22 protein-coding genes are annotated in these 21,149 nt (G+C 68.1%); 7 read left to right on the top strand and 15 right to left on the bottom strand.

Annotated elements, in window-relative coordinates; translation table 11 throughout:
- Nucleotides 1-26: 26 nt before the first annotated feature.
- Nucleotides 27-1,301: a serine hydroxymethyltransferase gene (glyA, locus tag ACKY0X_RS05410; protein WP_409429518.1), complete on the bottom strand. Its 1,275-nt coding sequence runs from the start codon at nt 1,299-1,301 to the stop codon at nt 27-29.
- A gap of 192 nt (nt 1,302-1,493) precedes the next feature.
- A complete protein-coding gene (locus tag ACKY0X_RS05405; protein ID WP_409428606.1) occupies nt 1,494-2,693 on the bottom strand; it encodes a DUF885 domain-containing protein in 1,200 nt (399 codons plus the stop codon).
- A gap of 45 nt (nt 2,694-2,738) precedes the next feature.
- Here ACKY0X_RS05405 and coaA point away from each other — a divergent pair, with 45 nt between their 5' ends.
- Nucleotides 2,739-3,680, top strand: coding sequence for a type I pantothenate kinase (gene coaA, locus ACKY0X_RS05400; RefSeq protein ID WP_406758707.1), 942 nt, complete (start codon nt 2,739-2,741; stop codon nt 3,678-3,680).
- Nucleotides 3,681-3,702: 22 nt separating this feature from the next.
- On the opposite strand, the gene ACKY0X_RS05395 is transcribed toward coaA, so the two are convergent.
- The 4 genes from ACKY0X_RS05395 to ACKY0X_RS05380 form a co-directional block, all read right to left on the bottom strand.
- Nucleotides 3,703-4,296 (bottom strand): DUF732 domain-containing protein, encoded by a 594-nt coding sequence (locus tag ACKY0X_RS05395; RefSeq protein WP_409428605.1) that lies wholly within the window; start codon nt 4,294-4,296, stop codon nt 3,703-3,705.
- A gap of 54 nt (nt 4,297-4,350) precedes the next feature.
- The gene (locus ACKY0X_RS05390) at nt 4,351-4,758 is read right to left on the bottom strand and encodes a hypothetical protein (RefSeq protein WP_409428604.1); all 408 of its coding nucleotides are present in this window, start codon (nt 4,756-4,758) and stop codon (nt 4,351-4,353) included.
- Between the two features lie 99 nt (nt 4,759-4,857).
- The gene (locus ACKY0X_RS05385; protein WP_409428603.1) at nt 4,858-6,225 is read right to left on the bottom strand and encodes a hypothetical protein; all 1,368 of its coding nucleotides are present in this window, start codon (nt 6,223-6,225) and stop codon (nt 4,858-4,860) included.
- A 6-nt stretch (nt 6,226-6,231) separates the two neighbouring features.
- The gene (locus ACKY0X_RS05380; protein ID WP_409428602.1) at nt 6,232-7,035 is read right to left on the bottom strand and encodes a (2Z,6E)-farnesyl diphosphate synthase; all 804 of its coding nucleotides are present in this window, start codon (nt 7,033-7,035) and stop codon (nt 6,232-6,234) included.
- A 75-nt stretch (nt 7,036-7,110) separates the two neighbouring features.
- On the opposite strand from ACKY0X_RS05380, the gene trhA reads away from it, so the two are divergent.
- The gene (gene trhA, locus ACKY0X_RS05375; protein ID WP_409428601.1) at nt 7,111-7,821 is read left to right on the top strand and encodes a PAQR family membrane homeostasis protein TrhA; all 711 of its coding nucleotides are present in this window, start codon (nt 7,111-7,113) and stop codon (nt 7,819-7,821) included.
- A 13-nt stretch (nt 7,822-7,834) separates the two neighbouring features.
- On the opposite strand, the gene ACKY0X_RS05370 is transcribed toward trhA, so the two are convergent.
- Nucleotides 7,835-8,218: a nuclear transport factor 2 family protein gene (locus ACKY0X_RS05370; RefSeq protein ID WP_046285480.1), complete on the bottom strand. Its 384-nt coding sequence runs from the start codon at nt 8,216-8,218 to the stop codon at nt 7,835-7,837.
- A 10-nt stretch (nt 8,219-8,228) separates the two neighbouring features.
- Nucleotides 8,229-10,292, bottom strand: coding sequence for a thioredoxin domain-containing protein (locus ACKY0X_RS05365; protein ID WP_409428600.1), 2,064 nt, complete (start codon nt 10,290-10,292; stop codon nt 8,229-8,231).
- 180 nt (nt 10,293-10,472) lie between these two features.
- Here ACKY0X_RS05365 and pstS point away from each other — a divergent pair, with 180 nt between their 5' ends.
- Together pstS and ACKY0X_RS05355 are read left to right on the top strand one after the other, a co-directional pair.
- Complete coding sequence (pstS, locus tag ACKY0X_RS05360; protein ID WP_409429517.1) at nt 10,473-11,576, top strand: phosphate ABC transporter substrate-binding protein PstS; 1,104 nt, start codon at nt 10,473-10,475, stop codon at nt 11,574-11,576.
- A gap of 19 nt (nt 11,577-11,595) precedes the next feature.
- The gene (locus ACKY0X_RS05355) at nt 11,596-12,702 is read left to right on the top strand and encodes a PPE family protein (RefSeq protein WP_409428599.1); all 1,107 of its coding nucleotides are present in this window, start codon (nt 11,596-11,598) and stop codon (nt 12,700-12,702) included.
- 6 nt (nt 12,703-12,708) lie between these two features.
- Here the strand turns inward: ACKY0X_RS05355 and ACKY0X_RS05350 are convergent, their stop codons facing one another.
- The 3 genes from ACKY0X_RS05350 to mca form a co-directional block, all read right to left on the bottom strand.
- Nucleotides 12,709-13,032: a DUF732 domain-containing protein gene (locus ACKY0X_RS05350; protein WP_065039171.1), complete on the bottom strand. Its 324-nt coding sequence runs from the start codon at nt 13,030-13,032 to the stop codon at nt 12,709-12,711.
- Nucleotides 13,033-13,187: 155 nt separating this feature from the next.
- The gene (locus ACKY0X_RS05345) at nt 13,188-13,496 is read right to left on the bottom strand and encodes a hypothetical protein (RefSeq protein ID WP_409428598.1); all 309 of its coding nucleotides are present in this window, start codon (nt 13,494-13,496) and stop codon (nt 13,188-13,190) included.
- Complete coding sequence (gene mca, locus ACKY0X_RS05340; RefSeq protein WP_409428597.1) at nt 13,493-14,365, bottom strand: mycothiol conjugate amidase Mca; 873 nt, start codon at nt 14,363-14,365, stop codon at nt 13,493-13,495. Before mca ends, ACKY0X_RS05345 begins: the two co-directional genes overlap by 4 nt.
- Before the next feature lie 155 nt (nt 14,366-14,520).
- Between mca and ACKY0X_RS05335 the strand changes: the two genes are divergently transcribed.
- Together ACKY0X_RS05335 and greA are read left to right on the top strand one after the other, a co-directional pair.
- Nucleotides 14,521-14,943: a DUF4307 domain-containing protein gene (locus tag ACKY0X_RS05335; RefSeq protein WP_409428596.1), complete on the top strand. Its 423-nt coding sequence runs from the start codon at nt 14,521-14,523 to the stop codon at nt 14,941-14,943.
- A gap of 122 nt (nt 14,944-15,065) precedes the next feature.
- Nucleotides 15,066-15,560: a transcription elongation factor GreA gene (greA, locus tag ACKY0X_RS05330; RefSeq protein WP_024441085.1), complete on the top strand. Its 495-nt coding sequence runs from the start codon at nt 15,066-15,068 to the stop codon at nt 15,558-15,560.
- A gap of 31 nt (nt 15,561-15,591) precedes the next feature.
- Here greA and ACKY0X_RS05325 read toward each other — a convergent pair whose 3' ends face one another.
- The 4 genes from ACKY0X_RS05325 to ACKY0X_RS05310 form a co-directional block, all read right to left on the bottom strand.
- Nucleotides 15,592-16,752, bottom strand: a complete 1,161-nt coding sequence (locus tag ACKY0X_RS05325) for a cystathionine gamma-synthase (protein ID WP_409428595.1) — start codon at nt 16,750-16,752, stop codon at nt 15,592-15,594.
- Complete coding sequence (locus ACKY0X_RS05320) at nt 16,749-17,468, bottom strand: RDD family protein (protein WP_409428594.1); 720 nt, start codon at nt 17,466-17,468, stop codon at nt 16,749-16,751. Before ACKY0X_RS05320 ends, ACKY0X_RS05325 begins: the two co-directional genes overlap by 4 nt.
- Before the next feature lie 67 nt (nt 17,469-17,535).
- Nucleotides 17,536-18,930, bottom strand: coding sequence for a cystathionine beta-synthase (locus tag ACKY0X_RS05315; RefSeq protein ID WP_409429516.1), 1,395 nt, complete (start codon nt 18,928-18,930; stop codon nt 17,536-17,538).
- A gap of 128 nt (nt 18,931-19,058) precedes the next feature.
- Complete coding sequence (locus tag ACKY0X_RS05310; RefSeq protein WP_409428593.1) at nt 19,059-20,111, bottom strand: alpha/beta hydrolase; 1,053 nt, start codon at nt 20,109-20,111, stop codon at nt 19,059-19,061.
- A 182-nt stretch (nt 20,112-20,293) separates the two neighbouring features.
- On the opposite strand from ACKY0X_RS05310, the gene ACKY0X_RS05305 reads away from it, so the two are divergent.
- Complete coding sequence (locus tag ACKY0X_RS05305) at nt 20,294-21,148, top strand: SGNH/GDSL hydrolase family protein (protein ID WP_409428592.1); 855 nt, start codon at nt 20,294-20,296, stop codon at nt 21,146-21,148.
- Nucleotide 21,149: the final 1 nt, after the last annotated feature.

The following is a 21,149-nucleotide window of genomic DNA, read 5'->3' as shown; positions in this document are numbered from 1 at the left end:
TCGGGGTACGGCGTGTCAGTCGCTGTCTAGGCGAGCTTCCAGTCCTCCAGGCCGTCGTACAGCGGGAAGTCCTGCGCCAGCTTGGCAACCCGGGCCCGCAGCGCCGGCACGTCAGCGGCCGAACCGGCCGCCAGCGCGGTGGCGATGACATCGGCGACCTCGGTGAACTCGGCGTCGCCGAAGCCACGGGAAGCCAGCGCCGGGGTGCCCACCCGAAGCCCGGAGGTGACCATCGGCGGCCGCGGGTCGTTCGGGACGGCGTTGCGGTTGACGGTGATGCCGACCTCGTGCAGCAGGTCCTCGGCCATCTGGCCGTCCAGGGGGGAATCCCGCAGGTCGACGAGCACCAGGTGCACGTCGGTACCGCCACTGACCACCGAGACACCGGCCTTGGCCACGTCGGCCGCCAGCAGCCGCTCCGCGAGGATCTTCGCGCCGGACAGCACCCGCTGCTGCCGCTCGGCGAACTCGGCCGTGCCGGCGATCTTCAGCGCGACGGCCTTGGCGGCGATGACGTGCATCAGCGGACCGCCCTGCTGGCCCGGGAAGACCGCCGAGTTGATCTGCTTGGCGAACTCCTTCTTGCCGACGATCAGGCCGGACCGCGGGCCGCCGAGGGTCTTGTGCACCGTCGACGAGACGACGTGGGCGTGCGGCACCGGCGAGGGGTGCAGCCCGGCGGCCACCAGGCCGGCGAAGTGTGCCATGTCCACCCACAGCGTCGCGCCGACCTCGTCGGCGATCGAGGCGAAGGCTTCAAAGTCGAGGATGCGCGGGTAGGCCGACCAGCCGGCGATGAGCACCTTCGGTTTGAACTCCAGCGCCTGCGCCCGGACGACGTCCATGTCGATGCGGTGACTGACCGGGTCGACGCCGTAGAAGGCGTTCTCGTAGAGCTTGCCGGAGAAGTTCAGCCGCATGCCGTGGGTCAGGTGTCCCCCGTTGGCCAGGTCCAGGCCGAGGAGGCGGTCGCCGGGCTCCATCAGCGCCTGCAGCACCGCGGCGTTGGCCTGCGCACCCGAGTGCGGCTGGACGTTGGCGAACTCGGCGCCGAACAGTTCCTTGGCCCGGTCGCGGGCGATGTTCTCCACCACGTCGACGTGCTCGCACCCGCCGTAGTAGCGCCGCCCCGGCAGGCCCTCGGCGTATTTGTTGGTCAGCACACTGCCGTGCGCCTGCAGCACCGCCCGCGGCACGAAGTTCTCCGAGGCGATCATCTCCAGCGTGTCGCGCTGACGCCCCAGCTCCTTGCCGAGCAGCTCGGCGATGTCCGGGTCGAGTTCGGCCAGCGGCGTCGACATGGTGGATGCGGGGCGGGTGTTCGGTGCGGCAGTCACGCCCTCCAGTTTGGCACGCGGACCTTCGCTCGATTGCCGCAGGCCAGCGAACGCTCCCCCGACGCCCACCGTGCGGATTTATCCGCAAATCACGAGGTCCGGTGTGTAAAACCGCACACTCACCCGACCGGCCCGGCCCGGTCCGGTCCGGGGGCGTCAGTCGGCCCGCAACGCCGATGGGGTCAACGGTTCGTCGAGCAGCCGGCGGAACCGCTCGGTGAGACTCACCCCGGGAGGCGCGGCGTCCAGCCAGCCGCGCAGCAGCCGGTAGCCCTCCACGTAGGTCGAGGTGTAGGCCCGCCACAGCGGCGAGGACAGGAACCGCAGCGACTGGCGGGCCCGGTCATCGGTGACCAACAGCCAGCGGCGCAGGTAGTCGGCCACCTCGTCGGCGTCGCGATGCTCGTCGTGCAGCATCAACGCGGCATCCTGCCGAACTTCGGCCAGCGCGGCGGCCGCCTCGGAGATCGCTTCGGCCCGCACACCGTCGAACTGCAGACCCAGGTCGGCGTAGATCTCCGCGGCCCAGGCACCCCAGCCCGGCCCGACCGCGGCATACAGCGCCAAGTCGGCCAGGCCCTCGGCCATCAGGCACTGCGGCGTGTTGACCAGGAAGATGGTCTGCTCGGCCTGGCCGAGCTTTTCGACCAGCCCGGCCTCCTTGCGGCAGTGCTCGGTGTGATGGCCCGGGTAGGACTCGTGGGCCACCAGCCGCGGCAGGTTCGACATCAGCTGTTTGAGGTCGGCATTGACCGCCACCGTGGATTGGTAGTCGCCGCGGTAGTAGTTGAATCCCGACCACGGCTTGTCGGTGACCACCTCGTAGGTGATGGTTTCCGACTCCGGCAGCGGGAAGTCCACCCGCACCCGGTCGCGCAGTGCCGAGGAAAACGCGTGGATGGCCGCTTCCAACCGCTCCGGCGGAATCTCCTCGGCCCGCCGGTGCGCCGCCATCCGCTCGGCCAGCGGACCCGTGCCGCCCAGCGCTTCGTCCAGCCGGGCGTGGGCTTGGCGATAGCGGTCGGTGTCGCCTTTGACAATGACCGGCAGGTCAAAGTAGGCGCTTGCCTCCTCGACGAAACCGACCTGCTCCCCGGCGAACTTGCGCCCGGCGCACGCCAGCGCCCGCAGGTGCACCCGCAGGTACTCGGCACGCGCCGGATCGAGACCGCCGGGCAGCGCGGCGGCCAGCTTATCGGCCTGGCGGGCCAGGTCGGACGGGTTGGGCATCGGCTCGTTCGCGACAAGCCGCTGCAGCTCGGGGTCGCCGGTGAAGGCGTCGACATAACCCTGCTCGATGCGGTCAAAGCGCAGACCGAGCAACAGGTATTCACGGATCAATTCGGCGGGCTCCATACCCGATCAGGCTAACCGCCGCGGCTACTGCAAGACTGTATGGTCATGCGGCGGCTTAGCGAGCCGACTCCCTACGTGGAGTTCGACCGACGTCAATGGCGGACACTGCGTATGTCTACGCCGATGCCGCTCACCGAAGCAGAAGTCGTCGCACTGCGCGGCCTCGGCGAGCAGGTCGACCTGTTGGAGGTCGAAGAGGTCTATCTGCCGCTCGCGCGTCTGCTGCACCTGCAGGTCGCCGCCCGCCAGCAGCTCTTCGCCGCCACCGCGGAGTTCCTGGGTGCCGAAAACGACCAGAATCCCGATCGCCCGGTGCCCTTTGTCATCGGTGTGGCCGGCAGCGTGGCAGTCGGTAAGTCGACGACGGCCCGTGTGCTGCAGGCGCTGCTGGCCCGCTGGGACCACCACCCGCGGGTGGACCTGGTCACCACCGACGGGTTCCTCTACCCCAATCACGAGTTGCAGCGCCGGAACCTGATGCACCGCAAAGGGTTCCCGGAAAGCTACAACCGCCGCGCGCTGATGCGGTTTGTCACTTCGGTGAAGTCCGGCGCCGACTACGTATGCGCGCCGGTCTACTCACACATGAGTTACGACATCGTGCCCAGCGCCAAGCAGGTGGTCCGCCACCCCGACATCTTGATCCTCGAAGGTCTCAACGTGCTGCAGACCGGGCCGACGCTGATGATCTCCGACCTGTTCGACTTCTCGCTGTACGTCGACGCCCGAGTGGAAGACATCGAGCACTGGTATGTCTCGCGCTTCCTGGCGATGCGCTCCACCTCGTTCGCCAACCCCGACTCGCACTTCCACCACTACGCGGCCCTGAATGACCAGCAGGCGGTGGCCGCCGCGCGCGACATCTGGCGTTCGATCAACCGGCCCAACCTGATCGAGAACATCCTGCCCACCCGGCCCCGAGCGACCCTGGTGCTGCGCAAGGACGCCGATCACTCCATCAACAGGCTGCGGCTGCGCAAGCTCTAAAGCGTGTCGCTAAGCCGCGGTGCTAGGGCTGCGTCGCGGTGCCCGGCTGCGGCTGTCCCGGCGGGGGCGCCGGCTCCCCCGGTGGTGGCGGCAGCTCCCCCGCGGGTGCGGGCGCCGGCTCGGGCGGCGGCGGGAAACCCGGAGGCGGCGGGAAGTCCGGCGGCGGGGGAAAACCCGGCGGGGGAGGGAACCCCGGGGGCGGGGGGAAGCCCGGCGGCGGTGCCTGGTCGGCCGGCGGCGGAACCTCAGGCCCCGGCGACGGCGGTTCGCCGGCACCCGGCGGCGGCACCGCCGGCGTCGGTGTCGGGTTGGCGGCGGCCGCCAAGGTGTCCGGGCACATTTCCCGTTGCGCCCCGTCGATCATGACCTTGGTGACGCCGTCGGCGACCTTCGTGCCGAACCGGTCCTTGGCCGGGCGACCCTTCCGCAGGTTCTCGCAGATGATCTTGCCGAACTGCACCGCCCCCGACGGGGTGGTCAGGCCAGGACTGTTCTGGTACTTGAAGCCGTGCGACTCAAGGTAACTGAGGTAGGTCTTCTCGTCGGCCTGCGCCGGCGCCGCGGCGTAGATCAGGATTCCGGGGATCAGCGTCGTCGCCGCCAGCCGCCACTTCATGGGAGTGAACTGTAGACGGTGACGGCCGCAGCGACACGTTGAGTGGGCCGCGAGTCAGCCCAGGCGGCGCAGCCCGCGGTACTGCACCCATCCGATGAACGCCGTGTAGGCCGCGCTGACCAACGTCGCCGCCACACCGATTCCGGTCAGCGGCAACACGCCAGCCTCCACCACCGCGATGGCCGCAACGGTGCACACCACATTGGCGGCGATCACTGCGATACCCGGGCGGCGCAGGTCCGGCAATGCGGACAGGAAATACACGACGGCGCCGTAGAGGACGCAGAATGCGGCCAGGGCGTATTCGTGGGCCGGGGTCAGGCCCTCCAGCGCCGCCATCGGCCGGGCGGCGATCACTCCGAGGAGACCGACGGCCCCGATGATGGCGGCGTCGGCGCGGAGTGCGAAGCGCAACAGCGAGTCGGTCGAGTCGGACAGCGCCGGGGTGGTGATGGCGGTCATGAGGAAACTCCCTTCGAGTGTGGTGCGGACACCCCCGACCCTGCGGCGCAGCCGCTGCCACATCGACCCGTGGCACTGCCAAGCACTGCCAAGCGCAGGTCAGAGGGCTGGCGACACCGTCATCCGGCCCCGCAGGTCGGCGGCGATCACTCGGGCCCCGGCGTTCTGCCAGTTGTGCAGCGAACGCTGCGGTACCTCGGTGACCAGCCACTGCCAGGCCTGGCGCGCCGTGGGGTCCAGTCCGGCAGCGGTGGCGTTCTGCGCGTAGGCACGCACGCCCACCACGTAGGGGAAATACAGGGCGTTGTAATGCCGCCACTGTTCGGTGGTGCCGAACTCGCCGCAGTCACGGGGCTTGAGCGCGGCGATCCGGTCGGCCAGCAGAGCTTTGAGTTCGTTGGCTCGTTCCAGCGGCGCATCGGGCGCACCGCGGGCAGCCAATCGCTCGTCGATGACCGGTAGCGCGGTCAGCGGGCTGGCGACGAGCTTCGACAGATCCCCATAGTGCCCCAACGCCCGGCGGGTCAGCCGGACGAAGGTTTCCTCGTCGAGGTCGTCGAGCGGGCCGGTCGAGCGCAGGGCCAGCGCCGCCTCGGTGCCGCGCAACACGGCGCGGTCGGCGCGCAGCGCCGGGGAGCGCCAGAACGCCAGCCGGTCCCAGAGCCCGGCCAGCCGGTCGACGAACACCTGGACCTCGATCCCGACTGCGATCGTGGTGAACAGCAGCACCGTCAGCGCGGTCTGCGCCACGGGTTCGGGCCGGGTCAACCACAAGCCGATCAGCGCCTGCCCACCCAGCAACGCCGCCATCGCGACGCAGGCAAGAAACGACCTCAGCATGTCCAGCCGCAGCGCCTGGCCTTCGTCGAAGGCATCCCAGAGCGCCACCGCCAGGCCCAGCAGAAGCACGTCGACGCCGGTGCTGGCCAGCGCGATGCCGCTGGGCACCACGCCCAGCGGGATGATGAGGATCGCGTTGGCCAGGGCGAAGAACAGCGTCGCGACGGCGGCCACCCCGAGCACCGAACCGGGCTGCGCGGGCCGGATCAGCGCCTTGACCATCGCCGCCAACGTCGACACCGAGATCACCACGAACAGCAGCCAGTGTCCGGCCCCCGGCGGGCCTTCGACGCTGCCGGCCCAGGTCGCTCCGACCAGTGCCGCGGCCGCAACCACGCCGATGAACGTCACGTCACGCGCCCTGCCGGTCCAGCGATCACACGGCCGGGCCAGTTCCAGCAACACCGCGAACCAAGCCACGCCGGGAACCACCGCCAGGTAGATCTCCACCCGTCCGAGCAGCACCGGATGCCACACTGCACGGACCGCGTCGGCGGCCACCACGGCGGCGAAGCCGCACAACCCGACCGCGGCCAGCACCAGCACCGGTTTGCGCGGGTCGCGCGCCAACAGGTACATCCCGAGCCACCAACTCAGGGTGAAGACCAGCGCCGACAACACCACCACGGCTCGCTACCGCCCGAATCTCCGGTGCCGCACGCTGTAGTCGCGCAGCGCGCGCAGGAAGTCGACCCGGCGAAACGCCGGCCAGTGCGCCTCGGTGAACCACATCTCCGAGTAGGCGCTCTGCCACAGCAGGAAACCGGACAGCCGCTGCTCCCCGGACGTGCGAATCACCAGGTCTGGGTCGGGCTGGCCCGAGGTGTAGAGGTTCTCCGAGATGCCCTCGACGGTCACCGCGTCGACGAGTTCCTCGGCCGTGGCGCCGTTGGCCAGCTGTTTGCCGAGCAGGCCACGCACGGCGTCGACGATCTCCTGGCGGCCCCCGTAGCCGACGGCGACGTTGACGTGCAGGTTGGAGCGTCCGCGATCAGCGGTACTCACGGTGCTTTCGACGGCCTCACGCAGGCGACGGGCGGGTTCTTCACCCAGCAGCGCCAGATCCCCCACGGTGCGCACGCTCCACCGGTTCGCTGGCGCGCAGATCTCCTCCACCACATCGGTGATGATCTCGATGAGCGCAGCCAGTTCGGCGGGGTCACGCTGCAGGTTCTCGGTGGACAGCAGGTAGACGGTGGCCATCTCGATGCCCGCATCGGCGCACCAGCGCAGCATCTCGGCGATCTTGGCCGCGCCCATCCGGTAGCCGTAGCTGACGTCGTCGTAGCCGGCATCGCGCGCCCACCGGCGGTTACCGTCACAGAGCACGGCGATGTGGCGGGGCAGGTTCGACCGCGACGCCGCCAAGCCCTGCCGGAGGCGCAGTTCGTAGATCCGGTACAGCGGCTCTTTCAAGCGCGCCGGGATGATTGCCACAAAAACCCAGACTACTGTGATCTGAAAGCAATGACGGGAATCAGTCCGGGATCCGCGTGGAGTTCAGGAAGGCCCATGAGCACCCACACCGACACCATCGCCGAGCCGAATCCGAACGAGCTGCCGGCGGACATCACCGCGCCGCACACCAAACCGCGGGCACGCGGGTGGATTCACCTCGTGTCGGCAATCGTTGCCGTCATCGCCGGGATCACCCTGACCGCGGTGGCCTGGTCGCTGGCCGGCCTCGAGGCCGGCCTGGCGACATTGGCCTACTCCATCTCGGTGGTGGGCATGTTCGCGGTCAGCGCGACCTATCACCGGATCACCTGGAAGTCTGTCGCCGCCCGAATCCGCATGAAGCGGCTCGACCACGCGATGATCTTCATCTTCATCGCCGGCACCTACACCCCGTTCGCGCTGCTGGCGATGGACCACGGCGCTCAGGAACGGCTGGTGATGGCGATCGTGTGGGGTGGCGCACTGGCCGGCGTGGTGCTCAAGCTGTTTTGGCCGACCGCCCCGAAGTGGGTCGGGGTGCCGCTCTACCTGCTGCTGGGCTGGGTGTCAGCCTTTTTCATCGCAACGATCATGCACAACGCCGGTGTCGCGGCGATGGTGCTGCTGGCCGTCGGCGGCGCGCTCTACAGCATCGGGGCAATCATGTACGCACTGAAATGGCCGGACCCGTGGCCCGCGACGTTCGGCTACCACGAGTTCTTCCACGCCTGCACCGCCGTGGCCGCGATCTGCCAGTACATCGCGATCTGGTTCGCGGCGCTGTAGTGGCCGCGCGGGCCTACAGCTGGGTGATGTTCTCCGCGGACCAGTAGGCCTTCATCCCGGCGATCTTGCCGTCGCCGTCGAACACCATCACGTCGATCGGCTCGATGCGCATGCGGTGGTCACCGTTGGTGATGGTCAGCGCGAAGTGGAACGCCGCCTCGTTGCCGGCGACCCGCAGCGTCACCAGCTCGGACTTGCGATCCAGCCCGGTGATGGCCGAGTAGAAATTACGAATGGCCTGGTGGCCGATGTGCACCTCGCCGCCGACCGGGTCCTCCAGGGTGGCGTCGGATGCGTAGAGCTCGACCAGCGCATCGGCGTCGCCGCCGCCGACCAGCTCGATGTAGCGGTGGACGGTCTCGGTGATGGCCTGTGCCCGCTCGGGTGCGCTCGTCATGTGCCGCACGTTACACGGATGCCGGATTCGCGGGCACCCCAAGGGCAGCTGCCAACTCGGCCGCGCTGCGCACCGGCAAGTCACACACCGGACCGCGACAGACGTAGGCGGCGTCGGCGCCGTTGACCCGGTCTCGCCCGGCCAGCAGTTCCGAGGAGCCGGCCGCCCCGCCGACCACGATCGTCCCGCCGGGGGCCAGCCGGCGCGCCTGCTCTAACAGTGCCGAGTCGGGGCTGTCGCAGGCCACCGCGATCTGCAGCGGACCGCGCACGGAGGCCTCGGCGATGCCGAGCCAGTGCCCGACCGCGCGGGGTACGCGCTCGAGCAGCGCGGCATGCGCCGACAGCGCGTCGGTGGCCGCCTGGCGGTAGCGCTCGCTGCGGTCGGCGGAGACCAGGTGGGCCGCGGTCAGCAGCGCCTCGGTGATCAGCGACGCGCCCGACGGGGTGGCGCCGTCCATCGGGTCGCTGGGGCGCAGCATCAGGGTTTCGGCGTCGTCGGCACTGTCGAACCAGCGCCCGGGTGAGTCCGGATCGGCGAAGTGGGCCAGCGCGGTGTCCAGCAGTCCGGCGGCGGCATCGAGCACACTCTGCTCACCGCTGAGCTGGTGCAGGCTGAGCAGTCCGGTGGCCAGCGCGCCGTAGTCCTCCAGGATCGCGGCGCTGTCCCCCACCCGGCCGCCCAGACTGGCCCGCCGCAGCCGACCGTCCACCAGGTGCAGGTCGAGCAGCTTGCCGGCGCACTCCTTCGCCGCGGCGGCCAGGCTCGGATCTCCCAGCGCTACAGCCGCTTCGGCCAACGCGGTGATCGCCATGCCGTTCCAGGCGGTCACCACCTTGTCGTCGCGTCCGGGCTGGGGCCGAAGCCGCCGAACGGCCAGCAGTCGCTGGCGCACCCGATCGAGGCGCTCGGGATCATCGGGATCGGTCAGTAGCTGCAGTACCGAGGCGCCGTGCCCATTCGGCGGTCCCAGCTTCCCCTCTCCTTCGTCGAGGCTCGCTGAACCGCCGGCTTCAAACGTGCCGCTCGCCGTGACCCCGAAAACCTCTGCCGCCCAGGCCCCGTCGTCGGCGCCGAGAACTTCGGTCAGCTGCTCGGGCGTCCACACATAGGTCAGGCCCTCGCGGCCGTCGGCGTCGGCGTCCAGCGACGAGATGAACATCCCCCCGTCGGAAAGATCTTCCAGCAGGAAGCGGGCCGTCTGCTTGGTCACCCGCGTGGCCAGCGGGTCGCCGGTGCGCCGGGCCCAGTGCGCGTAGACCCGTAGCAGCAACGCATTGTCGTAGAGCATTTTCTCGAAATGCGGTACCACCCAGGCATTGTCGACGCTGTAGCGGGCGAAGCCGCCGGCGAGCTGGTCGTAGATCCCACCGCGAGCCATCGCCGCACCGGCACGTTCCACCGCCTGCAGCGCCGGGCGGTTCGCGGTCCGTTCGTAGTGCCGCAGCAGCGTTTCCAGCAGCGCCGACGGTGGGAACTTCGGCGCACCGCCGAATCCGCCGTGGGTGCTGTCTTCGTCACGTAGCACCGCGGCCACCGCGGCGTCGCAGAGCATCGCATCCACCGGCGGCCCCTCCCCCGGCAGTCCGGCGGCCATCGAGCGCAGCTCGTTGGCGATGTTGTCCGAAGCCTCCTCGACTTCGTCACGGCGTTCGTTCCAAGTGGCGGTGATCGCCGAAAGAAGGTTCAGGAACGCGTCTTTGGGGTAGTACGTGCCGCAGTAGAACGGCCGGCCATCGGGGGTCAGGAAACACGTCATCGGCCAGCCGCCACGCCCGGTCAGCGCCTGGGTGGCGGTCATGTAGATGGCGTCGATATCCGGGCGCTCCTCCCGGTCGACCTTGATGCACACGAAGCCCGCGTTCATGGCCGCGGCGACTTCGGCGTCCTCGAACGAGCCGTGCGCCATCACGTGACACCAATGGCAGGCCGAGTAGCCGACCGACAGCAGGATCGGCACGTCGCGTTGCGCGGCCTCGGCCAGCGCCTCGGGTGTCCACTCCCACCAGTGCACCGGGTTGTCGGCGTGTTGACGCAGGTAGGGACTGGCGGACGCGGCGAGACGGTTGGCCATTCATCCACGCTAATCCTGTTCGGCACCAGGTGGCGCTGAGACCCACACGCGGACGATGTCCATACAACTCATGGCCAGTTCGAAAACGGTTGCTGAATTCTTGAATTCGCCTGTAGAGCACCATAGTTGCCGGGCCTCGCCATTGCTAGCATTCGCCGGTGAGACGACCCGAGGGATGTGATTGACATCAATCGACGTGCCGTACCGATCTTGCTGGCCGCGGGGGCTGCGCTGCTGTCCGGCTGCGGCGGGGGCCATGACACGACAGCTCCGAGCCACGCCGCCCCGGCGTCCGGCGTGGACTGTGGCGGGCACCCGAACCTGAAGGCCAGCGGTTCCACCGCTCAGGCCAACGCGATGACGCGGTTCGTCGCATCGTTCAGCCAAGCCTGCCCCGGCCAGAGCCTGACCTACCAGCCGAACGGATCCGGCGCGGGCATCGACGAGTTCATGGCCGACCAAACAGATTTCGGTGGATCCGATTCGCCGCTGAGCAAGGGTGAATACGACCGCGCCCAGCAGCGCTGCGGCGCGCCGGTATGGAACCTGCCGTTGGTGTTCGGGCCCATCGCCATTGCGTTCCGCCTGAGCGGTGTGACCTCGCTGAATCTAGACGGCCCCACCGCAGCCAACATCTTCAACGGCATCATCACCAGCTGGAACGATCCCGCGATCGCCGCCCTGAACACCGGCACCGACCTGCCCGCCCTGCCGATTCGGGTGATCTCACGCAGCGACGCCTCCGGGACCACCGACAACTTCCAGCGCTACCTGGACACCGCGTCCGCGGGCACGTGGAGCAAGGGAGCCGGGCGAACCTTCAACGGCGCTGGCGGACCGACCGCCCACGGCAACGAGGGCGTCGCCGCGGCCGCGGCCGACCTCGAGGGGTCGATCACCTACACGGAGTGGTCATTCGCCCAGAGCCATCAGCTGGGCATGGCCAATGTCATCACCTCGGCCGGCCCGGCTCCGGTGTCGATCAATGCGGAATCGGTCGGCAAGACCATCCTGTCGGCTTGGTTCATCCGCGAAGGCAATGACCTGGCGCTAGACACCATCTCCTTCTATCGGCCCAACCAGCCCGGTGCCTACCCGATCGTGCTGGCCACCTACGAGATCGTCTGCTCGAAGTATCCCGACCCACAGGTCGGAACCGCGGTGCGCGCCTTCCTGCAGAGCGCGATCGGCGACGGCCAGAACGAGCTGGCCGACTACGGCTACGTCCCCATCCCCGATGCGTTCAAGTCACGCTTATCGGCCGCCATCAGCGCGATCGCCTAAACGAGCCACCACCACGGGAATGCAGTCCATAACCGCGCCCCCCGAGGTCACCTCCGCGCTGGTTCACACCGGCCCCGGCGCGCGATCCCTCGTCGAGGCGTCGGGGGCGTGGCGAAAGCTTGGCACCTACCTGGACGAATACGCCGACGACTACGTCGCAGCACTGTCGTCGTTGGTGGACTCGTGGCGTGGCGGGTCCGCGGCTGCGATGGTGCAGTCCGCTGAGCCCTACCTGGTGTGGCTGCGCGCCACGGCACAGCAGTGCCGGCGGACCGCCGCCGCAATGCAGCAGGCCGCCGCGGCTTTCGAAACGGCCCGCGCGGCGGTGGCCCCGACTGCGGCGATCAAGACCAACCGCACTCGCCGAGTGCAACTGCTGGCGTCCAATCGATTCGGGACCAACTCAGCGGCCATCGCGGAGAACGAGAGCCAGTATCTGGGCATGTGGACGAATAACACTGCCGCGATGACCCGCTACCGGGCGGCCGCTGCGCAAGCCACCACACTTCCCGCGTTCAGCTCCCCTAAGCTCGCCACAAGTGGAACTACTTCCGCTGCTTCCACTTTGGCGTCATTGGAGCAGTCACTGCCGGCATTCGATCCCAACGCCAGTTGGACGGGCCTGGCGAACACCTATGCCAACCAGTTCGTGTCGTCCGGCTTCCCGATCAACCTGCTCAGCTACCTCGCCCAGAACACCTCGGCGCAGGCGTTGCAGAACGTCAACACCGCCATGGCGCAGGGCCTGGCCGAGGGCGAGTCCGCCTTGATCCCGGCGATGCCGCTCGGGGGACTGGGCGCGCTGGGCGCCGCCGGCCTTACCGAAATGCCCGCGGCGGCAATCGGTGTCGGGGTGAAGGTGGGCCCGCTAACCGCGCCACCCGCCGCGGCGGGGTTCCTGGCCGCGACACAGGCGCCGGTCCAGTTGGCGTCGTCGGCCACACCGCTGCCGGCAAATCAGTCCACGACGTTCGCCGGCGTCCCACCGATCATGCCGCCGATGGTGCCGCCATCGAATTCCGCAGGCAGTGGCTGGCGCAAGCGCAAGCAGCAGAAGTACGAGGACCTGGAAGTCGGTTTGGAGCTGCGGGGTCCGGTCATGCCCAAACCGCCCTCCGCGGGCTGAGCAGAATTAGCCGTGATGCCGCGGGCAGAACGCGCTGACACTGACCCCGACGAAGAAGCCGGCGTGATAGCCGTCGAGCTGGCTGCTCTGCATCACCTCGGACACCACGTCGTTCTTCTGCCGACCACTGTCGAGCTCGTCGCAGACCTCATGCCCGGCGATGACCGCCGATTGGCCGTTGGCGAAGTCGATGCCCTTGGAGTTGAGAGCGCCCAGAAACGTGGTGTCGACCGCGTCGGCGTGCACGGCCGGAACCTTGATCAGGCCGACCAGTAACACCATCAAGATGACCGGCGATACCGCCAACCCGGGTGAGCGATCTGCGAGCATGGCCAACCCCGAACCTTTCTCCCAAGCCGCGGGCACGGCAATCATCTCACGCAGCGCTAGAGTCGGCGATAGCCGCGATAGTGACGAAACCCGAAGGGGCAAAGGTTAATCCGGCAGTCGCAAACGCGAAACCCGGCGTTGGAGAACTGTTAGCGCTACGACTGCCGTGGAGGCGATCCCGGGCCGTCATCGCCCGGGAGATCGTCGGGCGAAGCGGACCCGACGGTCCCCTCGTCGGCGGCTTGGTCGGCGGCCGGGTGGTCCCGGTCGAACGATTCCGGCAACTTCTTGAGCTGCCGGTTCATCGACCACACCAGCGCGAATGTGCCGAGCATCAGCAGCACGATGACCAACAGCCCGAACGGGCTGGCCTTGCCGAAGTCCGGCCCGGTGTCGCGCGGCACGCCATCCGCCAAGATGTCGTCTGCCGCCATCCACAGCACGGTCAGCACAGCATGGTTCATCCGTTGTCCTCGATCCCGGCGAACAGGTCAGTCTCCGGCAGAGTAACCGGCACCCGGGACCGAGCCAGCTCGAACTCCTCGGTCGGCCAGAGCCGCTGCTGCCACTCGATCGGCGCGGCGAAGAAGTCGCCGTTGGGGTCGATCTGCGTGGCGTGCGCACGCAGTGCGTCGTCACGCTGGCTGAAGTAGTCGGCGCACTCGACGCGGGTAGTCACCCGGTCGGCGAACACGTCGTGGTCGGGCTGCCAGTGCTCGAGCCATTTGGCGAACGGGCCGACCTCGCCGTTGCGGGCGAACTCGTCCTGCAACAGCTGCATTCGTTGCCGCAGGAACCCGTGGTTGTAGTAGAGCTTGGAGACACTCCAGGGCTCACCGGCCTGCGGGTAGCGGCGGTAGTCGCCGGCGGCCTCGAACGCGGCCACCGACACCTGATGGCAACGGATGTGATCGGGGTGCGGGTAGCCACCGTTCTCGTCGTATGTGGTCATCACGTGCGGACGGAACTGACGTACCGCGCGCACCAGGGCTTCGGTGGACACCTCCAGCGGCACCAGCGCAAAGCAGTCTTCGGGCAGCGGCGGCAGCGGGTCGCCCTTGGGCAGGCCGGAGTCGACGAAGCCCAGCCAGTGATGCTCGACCCCGAGGATCTCAGCGGCCTTCGCCATCTCGTCGCGCCGGACCGCGGCGATGTTTCCGTGCACATCGGGCAGGTCCATCGCGGGGTTGAGAATGTCGCCGCGCTCGCCACCGGTCAGGGTCACCACCATCACCCGGTGCCCAGCGGCGGTGTAGCGGGCCACCGTGGCCGCGCCCTTGCTGGACTCGTCGTCGGGGTGGGCGTGCACCGCCATCAGCCGCAGTCCACTCATGCGCACATTCCCCGTTCCCTCCAGGTTCCTCCTGCCGGAACCCCGGACCGGACGCCTATAGTTCCAGATGGTTTCCGGCCCCCATCGTTACACCACCTGCGGCGGGCGCGGTAATCGCTCCCGAATCCACCGTTGACCATGGGACACACCTCACGATGACCGACTCCAAGCCGGCCCGATACGGGGATACCCAGGGCAGTGCCCTGCCCCGTCGGTTGCTGGCGATCGCCCTGGGTGCGATGGCGATCGCCATTGTCGCCGCCATCGCCGTACTGGGCTACCAGCGCTTCGCAACCGCCGAGGTCAAGGGCGAGTTGTACGGCTATGAGGTGCTCGACGACCAGACGGTCTCGGTTAAGTTCAGCGTGACTCGATCAGACCCGTCGACTCCTGCGGCCTGCATTGTGCGGGTCCGATCCAGCGACGGCAGCGAGACTGGCCGCCGCGAAGTGCTGATTCCACCGTCTGAGTCGGCCACCGTACAGGTGACCACGACCGTGAAATCTTCCCAGCAACCTGTCATGGGCGACGTCTACGGTTGCGGCAGCGACGTCCCCGATTACTTACGATCGCCATGATGCCGCGGTGGTACCCTGTACGGATACACGGTTCCAGCTGGGACCGTGTATTGCTGCATTAGAACGATGTCGCCCCCGCTGCCCAATGGCGCCGGATCCGACGACACAAGGAGCACAGTGAGATGACGGACACCCAGGTGACCTGGTTGACGCAGGAGTCACACGACCGGCTCAAGGCGGAGCTCGACCAGCTGATCGCGAACCGTCCGGTGATCGCCGCGGAGATCAACGACCGCCGCGAAGAAGGCGACCTGCGCGAGAACGGCGGCTACCACGCCGCACGTGAGGAGCAGGGCCAGCAGGAGGCCCGCATCCGGCAGCTGCAGGAGTTGCTCAACAACGCCAAGGTCGGTGAGGCTCCGACGCAGTCCGGCGTGGCATTGCCGGGCTCGGTGGTCAAGGTCTTCTACGACGGCGACAAGTCCGACACCGAGACGTTCCTGATCGCCACCCGCCAGGAGGGCGTCAACGACGACAAGCTCGAGGTGTATTCACCGAACTCGCCGCTCGGCCACGCCCTGCTGGGCGCCAAGGTCGACGAGGAGCGCAGCTACACGGTGCCCAGCGGCAAGACCGTCAAGGTGACCCTGGTCAGCGCGGAGCCCTACCACTCCTGAGCCCCTGAGCCCCGATTCGGGGGCTCGTCGCTCAGTCCAGCGCCTGCTTCAGGTCGGCGATCAGGTCGTCGATGTCCTCGATGCCCACGGACAAGCGCACCAGATCGTCGGGAACCTCGAGCTGCGAACCCGCCGTCGACGCATGCGTCATCGCGCCGGGTAGTTCGATCAGCGACTCCACCCCGCCCAACGACTCGGCCAGGATGAAGATCTCGGTTCCGGCGCACAGCTTCTCGGCGGCAGCCCGGCCACCACGCATCCGGACCGACACCATGCCGCCGAACCCGCGCATCTGTGCCGCGGCGACATCATGGCCGGGATGCTCCGGCAGCCCCGGGTAGAGCACCCGACTCACCGCGGGATGCCCGTTGAGGAATTCGGCGACGGCGGCGGCGTTCTCGCTGTGCCGCTGCATCCGCAACACCAAGGTCTTCAGGCCGCGCAAGGTGAGGTAGGCGTCGAAGGGTCCCGGTACGGCGCCCGCCCCGTTCTGCAGGAACGCGAAAGCCGCGTCGAGTTCTTCATCGTCGGTGACCAGCGCACCACCGACCACGTCGGAGTGGCCGCCGATGTATTTGGTGGTCGAATGCAACACCACGTCGGCGCCCAGCGTCAGCGGCTGCTGCAGCGCGGGCGAGGCGAAGGTGTTGTCCACCAGTACCTTTGCGCCCGCGCCGTGGCCTATCGCTGCGATGGCTTCAATATCAGCGATCGACAGCAGCGGGTTGGTAGGAGTCTCGACCCAGATCAGCCTGGTTTTGTCGGTGAGCGCCCCGCGGACCGCGTCCAGGTCGGATAGCGCCACCGGGGTGTGCGCCACACCCCATCCGGTGAAGACCTTGTCGATCAGCCGGAAGGTGCCCCCGTAGGCGTCGTCGGGAATGATCAGGTGATCGCCGGGGCGCAGGATCGACCGCAACGCGCAGTCCGTGGCAGCCATCCCCGAACCGAACGCCCGACCGAATCGGCCGCGCTCCACCGCGGCCAGCGCAGTCTCCAGTGCGGCCCGGGTCGGATTGCCGGTGCGCGCATACTCGAATCCGCCGCGCAGGCCGCCGACGCCGTCTTGGGCGAAGGTGCTGCTGGCGTAGATCGGTACGTTGACGGCCCCGGTTGCCGGATCCGGACGGAACCCGGCGTGGATCGCCGTGGTGGACAGGCCCGTATTGCTGTGGGGTTGCTTCTGACTCAACGGATCGGCAAGCAGACGGTGGTCATGATTTTGTCAGCGATCGTCTGGCGTTTGGCGTCCCACAGCGGGAACAGGTAGCCGATGCACAAGATCGCGCCGTCGATGATGTGTGCCAACTGGCGCACGATCGACATCCCGAACCCGATGGGCTGGCCGGTGGCTTCGGAGACCACCTTGAACTTCAGCACCGACTTACCGATGCTCGATCCCGTGGTGCCCTGCCGATAGCCGAAATTCCAGATCCCGTAGGCGAGCGCGGCCAGCCAGCCGACGAACATCAGCGCCGCGCCGGTGCTCGACGGCGTGACCGTGCAGGCGAATCCGTCGGAGCTGGTGATGCACTCCCGGTCGGCGGTGGTTCCGGCGATGATCGACGGAATGCCGTAGAGCACCAGGATCGGAAGGAAGTCGATGAAGTAGGCGCCGACGCGAGTCAGCCATGAGGTGTAGGCCTCTTGCGGCAGTTGGCCCACCGGGTTTCCGACCGCACCCGGATACGCGCCGTAGCCCGGAGGCGGGGGCGGGTAGTTGCCCGGCGGCGGCGGGGGGTAGTTCCCGGGAGGCGGCGGCGGGTAATTGCCAGGGGGCGGCGGCGGGTAGTTACCCGGAGGCGGCGGGTAATTGCCGGGAGGCGGCGGCGGGTAATTGCCCTGCGACGGGAAGTCACCGGACGGGGGTGGGTAGTTGCCCTGCGGGGGCGGCGGAAAGTCGGTCATCTCCACCCTTTCGGGTCGTGTCGGTGAACGGTCCAAACGCTACCGCAGGACAGTGAACGTGAACGCCTTATCGGCGGCGTGGCCCGTCGGACAAAAAGCCCAACAGGTCGTGGCGAGTGATCACGCCGACCGGTTTGCCGTCCTCGACCACCATCACCGCGTCGACCTCGGCCAACGTGGTGGCGGCGACGCCCACGACCTCGCCGGATCCGATGAGCGGCAGCGGCGGTCCCATGTGCTGCGATACCGCGTCGGCAAGCTTCGCGCGGCCCTCGAACACCGCGGAGAGCAGGTCGCGTTCGGACACGCTGCCGGCCACCTCTCCGGCCATCACCGGCGGTTCGGCGCCGACGACGGGCATCTGCGACACCCCGTACTCGCGCAGGATCCCGATGGCGTCGCGCAGGGTCTCGGCCGGATGGGTGTGCACCAGGTCCGGCAGCACCCCCGACTTGGCCCGCAGCACGTCGGCGACCGTGGGTTGCACCGTCGAACCGTCCAGCCGCGAGCGCAGGAACCCATACGACGACATCCAGGAGTCGTTGAACAGCTTCGACATGTAGCCGCGTCCGCCGTCGGGCAGCAGCACGACGACCAGTGAGTCGGGGCCGGCTTTGACGGCGGTCTCGACGGCCGCCACCACGGCCATCCCGCAGGAGCCGCCGACCAGCAGCGCCTCCTCCCGGGCCAGACGCCGGGTCATGTCGAACGAATCCGCGTCGGAGACCGCGATGATGCCGTCGGGAATGCTCGGATCGTAGGCGGCCGGCCAGAAGTCCTCGCCGACCCCTTCCACCAGATACGGGCGGCCGGTACCGCCGGAATACACCGAGCCTTCGGGGTCCGCACCGATGATCTGCACCCGGCCTTGCGACACCTCTTTGAGGTAACGGCCGGTGCCGGTGATAGTGCCGCCGGTTCCAATCCCGGCGACGAAATGGGTGATCTGGCCGTCGGTGTCGGCCCAGATCTCCGGACCCGTAGTCTCGTAATGACTCTCGGGCCCTGCGGGGTTGGAGTACTGATCCGGCTTCCAGGCGCCGTCGATCTCCTCGACAAGCCGGTTGGAGACGCTGTAGTAGCTGGCCGGGTCGTCCGGCGGTACCGCCGTCGGGCACACCACGACTTCGGCGCCGTAGGCCCGCAACACGTTCTGCTTGTCTTCGCTGACCTTGTCGGGGCAGACGAACACGCACTTGTAGCCGCGGCGCTGGGCCACCAGCGCCAGGCCGACACCGGTGTTGCCGGAGGTGGGTTCGACGATGGTTCCGCCGGGCTTGAGTGCACCGCTGGCCTCGGCCGCGTCGATCATCTTCACCGCGATGCGGTCCTTGGAGCTGGCACCTGGGTTGAGGTACTCGACTTTGGCCACCACCCGGCCCGCGCCGGGGGGAACGATCGAAGTCAGCTCGACAAGTGGCGTGTTGCCGATGAGTTCACTGATGTGGCTCGCTATCCGCATGCCTGCCATCGTCTCAGGTTATTTGCCCGGGCGGTTCAGCGAGGCTCGACGGAGGAGAGCCGAAGCTGGAACCGCCCCATGAACCCAGCGGTTCAGCGAGGCTCGACGGACCTTATATACCGGGCGGTTCAACCGGTGGCTTCCCGGATGTATTCGCCGATCTGGCGCAACGAGCGGGTGGCCTCGGGCACGAACGGGGCGGCGATCTGGAAGACGTGAATCTGGCCGGGCCATACCCGCAACTCCACCGGTACACCGGCGGTCGCGAGGATATTGGCGCCCAGCCGGGCGTCGTGTAGCAACACCTCGGAGCCGGAGACGTGGATCAGGGTGCGCGGAAGTCCGGGCCGGACGTGCTGCAGCGGCTCGAGGACTTCACTGCCGTGGGTACGGTCACGGCGGGCCGCGGATTCCACCAGTTCCACCAACGCGTCAAATGCCTTGGGCGGGAACATCGCACCGGTGTGGATGTTGGGGTGTGCCTTCTTGGCTTCCTTGGCGATCTCCAGCAGCGGCGACATCGCGACGATCGCGGCCGGCACTTCCTCGTCGCCTTCATCCAACAAGCGCTCGGCCAGCGCCAGCGACAGGTAGCCACCGGCCGAGTCGCCGGCCAGCACGATCTGGTCCGGTTCGTATCCCTGACGGCGCAACCAGCGGTAGGCGTCGTAACAGTCGTCGACCGCGTCGGCGATGGAGTACTTGGGGATCATCCGGTACTCCACCACCAAGACCGGACTGTCGGCGTACTTCGACAGCTTGGTGACGAGCCGGCCGTGGGTGTTGGCCCCGCAGGCCAGAAAGGCCCCGCCGTGCATGTAGAGCACGACGCGACGGGTGCCGTCGGCGGGCAGGACACCGGCAGCGCGCACCATCTGCGCCTTACAGTGCGGCAGCCGGATGGTGGCGCGGATGGTGCCCGGCGCCGGCAACATCGCCTTCGCGGCGAAGTCGAGCAATCCGAACGGCCACGGCATCCGCGGAAGGTAGCTGCCGACCGAGAGAACCGGCCGAATGGTGGCTCGGGCCGCCAGCCACGCCATCCGCCCCTCGACGCTGGTCGACTCCTCGGAGACCTCGACGGGAAGCCCGTCGTGACGGCCGTAACGGTAGGGTCGCGGACTGGGATACAGGCGGGTGCGAACACGTAACGAGCTGGGCATTGTGTCGGGTGCGGTCATGATGGACACTCCCTCCAGCCGGCCCGGGCCGGCACAGCCAACGCGGTACCAGTTATCGTCACACGCGAAAAATTGAGAAGAAATCTTATGATTCGTTCCGATACTGCATCGGTTCCGCTTCGTGACCATATTTGTTTGCTGCGCTCAGGTGACATGGGCGTCCTTTCCCTAGAATCACCGACATGGCGATCGGGGCAACGCGACGTTCGGCGGTCACGCTGGCCACTGCGGGCGTGTTCGCTTTTGGCGGCACCCTCTATCTGGGTGTGCGCAATCTCCTGGCCGGCCAGGCCGACCGGGCCCGTCAGACGATCCCCAAGGCTTGGGATCTTCCACCGCGTGCTGACGGTTTATACGGTCCCGACGACGCGCAAGTTCAGCCTTTTCACCGCGGGGCGAATGTCGATCTGCAGCTGATGGTCTTCGGCGACTCCACCGCGACCGGCTATGGCTGCCGTTCGGCGGCGGAGGTTCCCGGCGCGCTGATCGCCAGAGCATTGGCGGAGCGCACCGGGATGCGGATTCGGTTGAGCACTAAGGCAATTGTGGGCGCCACCTCCAAGGGCCTGGCCGGGCAGGTGGACGCGATGTTCGTCGCGGGTCCGCCGCCGGACGTCGCGGTGATCATGATCGGCGCCAATGACGTGACCGCACTGCACAGCATCGCCGGCTCGGTGCAGCGGCTGCGCGCCGCGGTGAGGCGACTGCGCGCCAGCGGCGCGGTGGTGATCGTGGGCACCTGCCCCAAGTTCGGGGCGATCAGCGCAATACCGCGGCCGCTGCGCTGGGTCGCACACGCCCGCGCCTGCCAGCTGGCCCGGGCGCAGACCCTGGCGGTCAAAGCAGCCGGCGGTATCGCCGTGCCCTTCGCCGACTTCCGGGCCCGGGAGTTCCACGACAGCCCCGAACTGCTGTTCGCCGCGGACCAATACCACCCGTCGGCGGCGGGATACGCCCTGGCCGCGGGCCAAATGATCCCGGCGCTCTGCGCTGTGCTGGACCGGCCCGATTCCCGCGTGGCGGCCCCGTCGGGCTAGA

The sequence above is a fragment of the Mycobacterium sp. SMC-11 genome, from assembly GCF_046250095.1.
Classification (GTDB): domain Bacteria; phylum Actinomycetota; class Actinomycetes; order Mycobacteriales; family Mycobacteriaceae; genus Mycobacterium; species Mycobacterium heraklionense_A.
This window is presented reverse-complemented; position numbering and strand designations above follow the sequence as displayed.

Bases quoted from the DNA above. Each gene is read 5' to 3' on its own strand.
- glyA (WP_409429518.1), bottom strand. From the start codon at position 1,301: ATGTCGACGCCGCTGGCCGAACTCGACCCGGACATCGCCGAGCTGCTC.
- ACKY0X_RS05405 (WP_409428606.1), bottom strand. From the start codon at position 2,693: ATGGAGCCCGCCGAATTGATCCGTGAATACCTGTTGCTCGGTCTGCGC.
- coaA (WP_406758707.1), top strand. From the start codon at position 2,739: ATGCGGCGGCTTAGCGAGCCGACTCCCTACGTGGAGTTCGACCGACGT.
- ACKY0X_RS05395 (WP_409428605.1), bottom strand. From the start codon at position 4,296: ATGAAGTGGCGGCTGGCGGCGACGACGCTGATCCCCGGAATCCTGATC.
- ACKY0X_RS05390 (WP_409428604.1), bottom strand. From the start codon at position 4,758: ATGACCGCCATCACCACCCCGGCGCTGTCCGACTCGACCGACTCGCTG.
- trhA (WP_409428601.1), top strand. From the start codon at position 7,111: ATGAGCACCCACACCGACACCATCGCCGAGCCGAATCCGAACGAGCTG.
- ACKY0X_RS05370 (WP_046285480.1), bottom strand. From the start codon at position 8,218: ATGACGAGCGCACCCGAGCGGGCACAGGCCATCACCGAGACCGTCCAC.
- ACKY0X_RS05365 (WP_409428600.1), bottom strand. From the start codon at position 10,292: ATGGCCAACCGTCTCGCCGCGTCCGCCAGTCCCTACCTGCGTCAACAC.
- ACKY0X_RS05355 (WP_409428599.1), top strand. From the start codon at position 11,596: ATGCAGTCCATAACCGCGCCCCCCGAGGTCACCTCCGCGCTGGTTCAC.
- ACKY0X_RS05350 (WP_065039171.1), bottom strand. From the start codon at position 13,032: ATGCTCGCAGATCGCTCACCCGGGTTGGCGGTATCGCCGGTCATCTTG.
- ACKY0X_RS05345 (WP_409428598.1), bottom strand. From the start codon at position 13,496: ATGAACCATGCTGTGCTGACCGTGCTGTGGATGGCGGCAGACGACATC.
- mca (WP_409428597.1), bottom strand. From the start codon at position 14,365: ATGAGTGGACTGCGGCTGATGGCGGTGCACGCCCACCCCGACGACGAG.
- ACKY0X_RS05335 (WP_409428596.1), top strand. From the start codon at position 14,521: ATGACCGACTCCAAGCCGGCCCGATACGGGGATACCCAGGGCAGTGCC.
- greA (WP_024441085.1), top strand. From the start codon at position 15,066: ATGACGGACACCCAGGTGACCTGGTTGACGCAGGAGTCACACGACCGG.
- ACKY0X_RS05320 (WP_409428594.1), bottom strand. From the start codon at position 17,468: ATGACCGACTTTCCGCCGCCCCCGCAGGGCAACTACCCACCCCCGTCC.
- ACKY0X_RS05315 (WP_409429516.1), bottom strand. From the start codon at position 18,930: ATGCGGATAGCGAGCCACATCAGTGAACTCATCGGCAACACGCCACTT.
- ACKY0X_RS05310 (WP_409428593.1), bottom strand. From the start codon at position 20,111: ATGACCGCACCCGACACAATGCCCAGCTCGTTACGTGTTCGCACCCGC.
- ACKY0X_RS05305 (WP_409428592.1), top strand. From the start codon at position 20,294: ATGGCGATCGGGGCAACGCGACGTTCGGCGGTCACGCTGGCCACTGCG.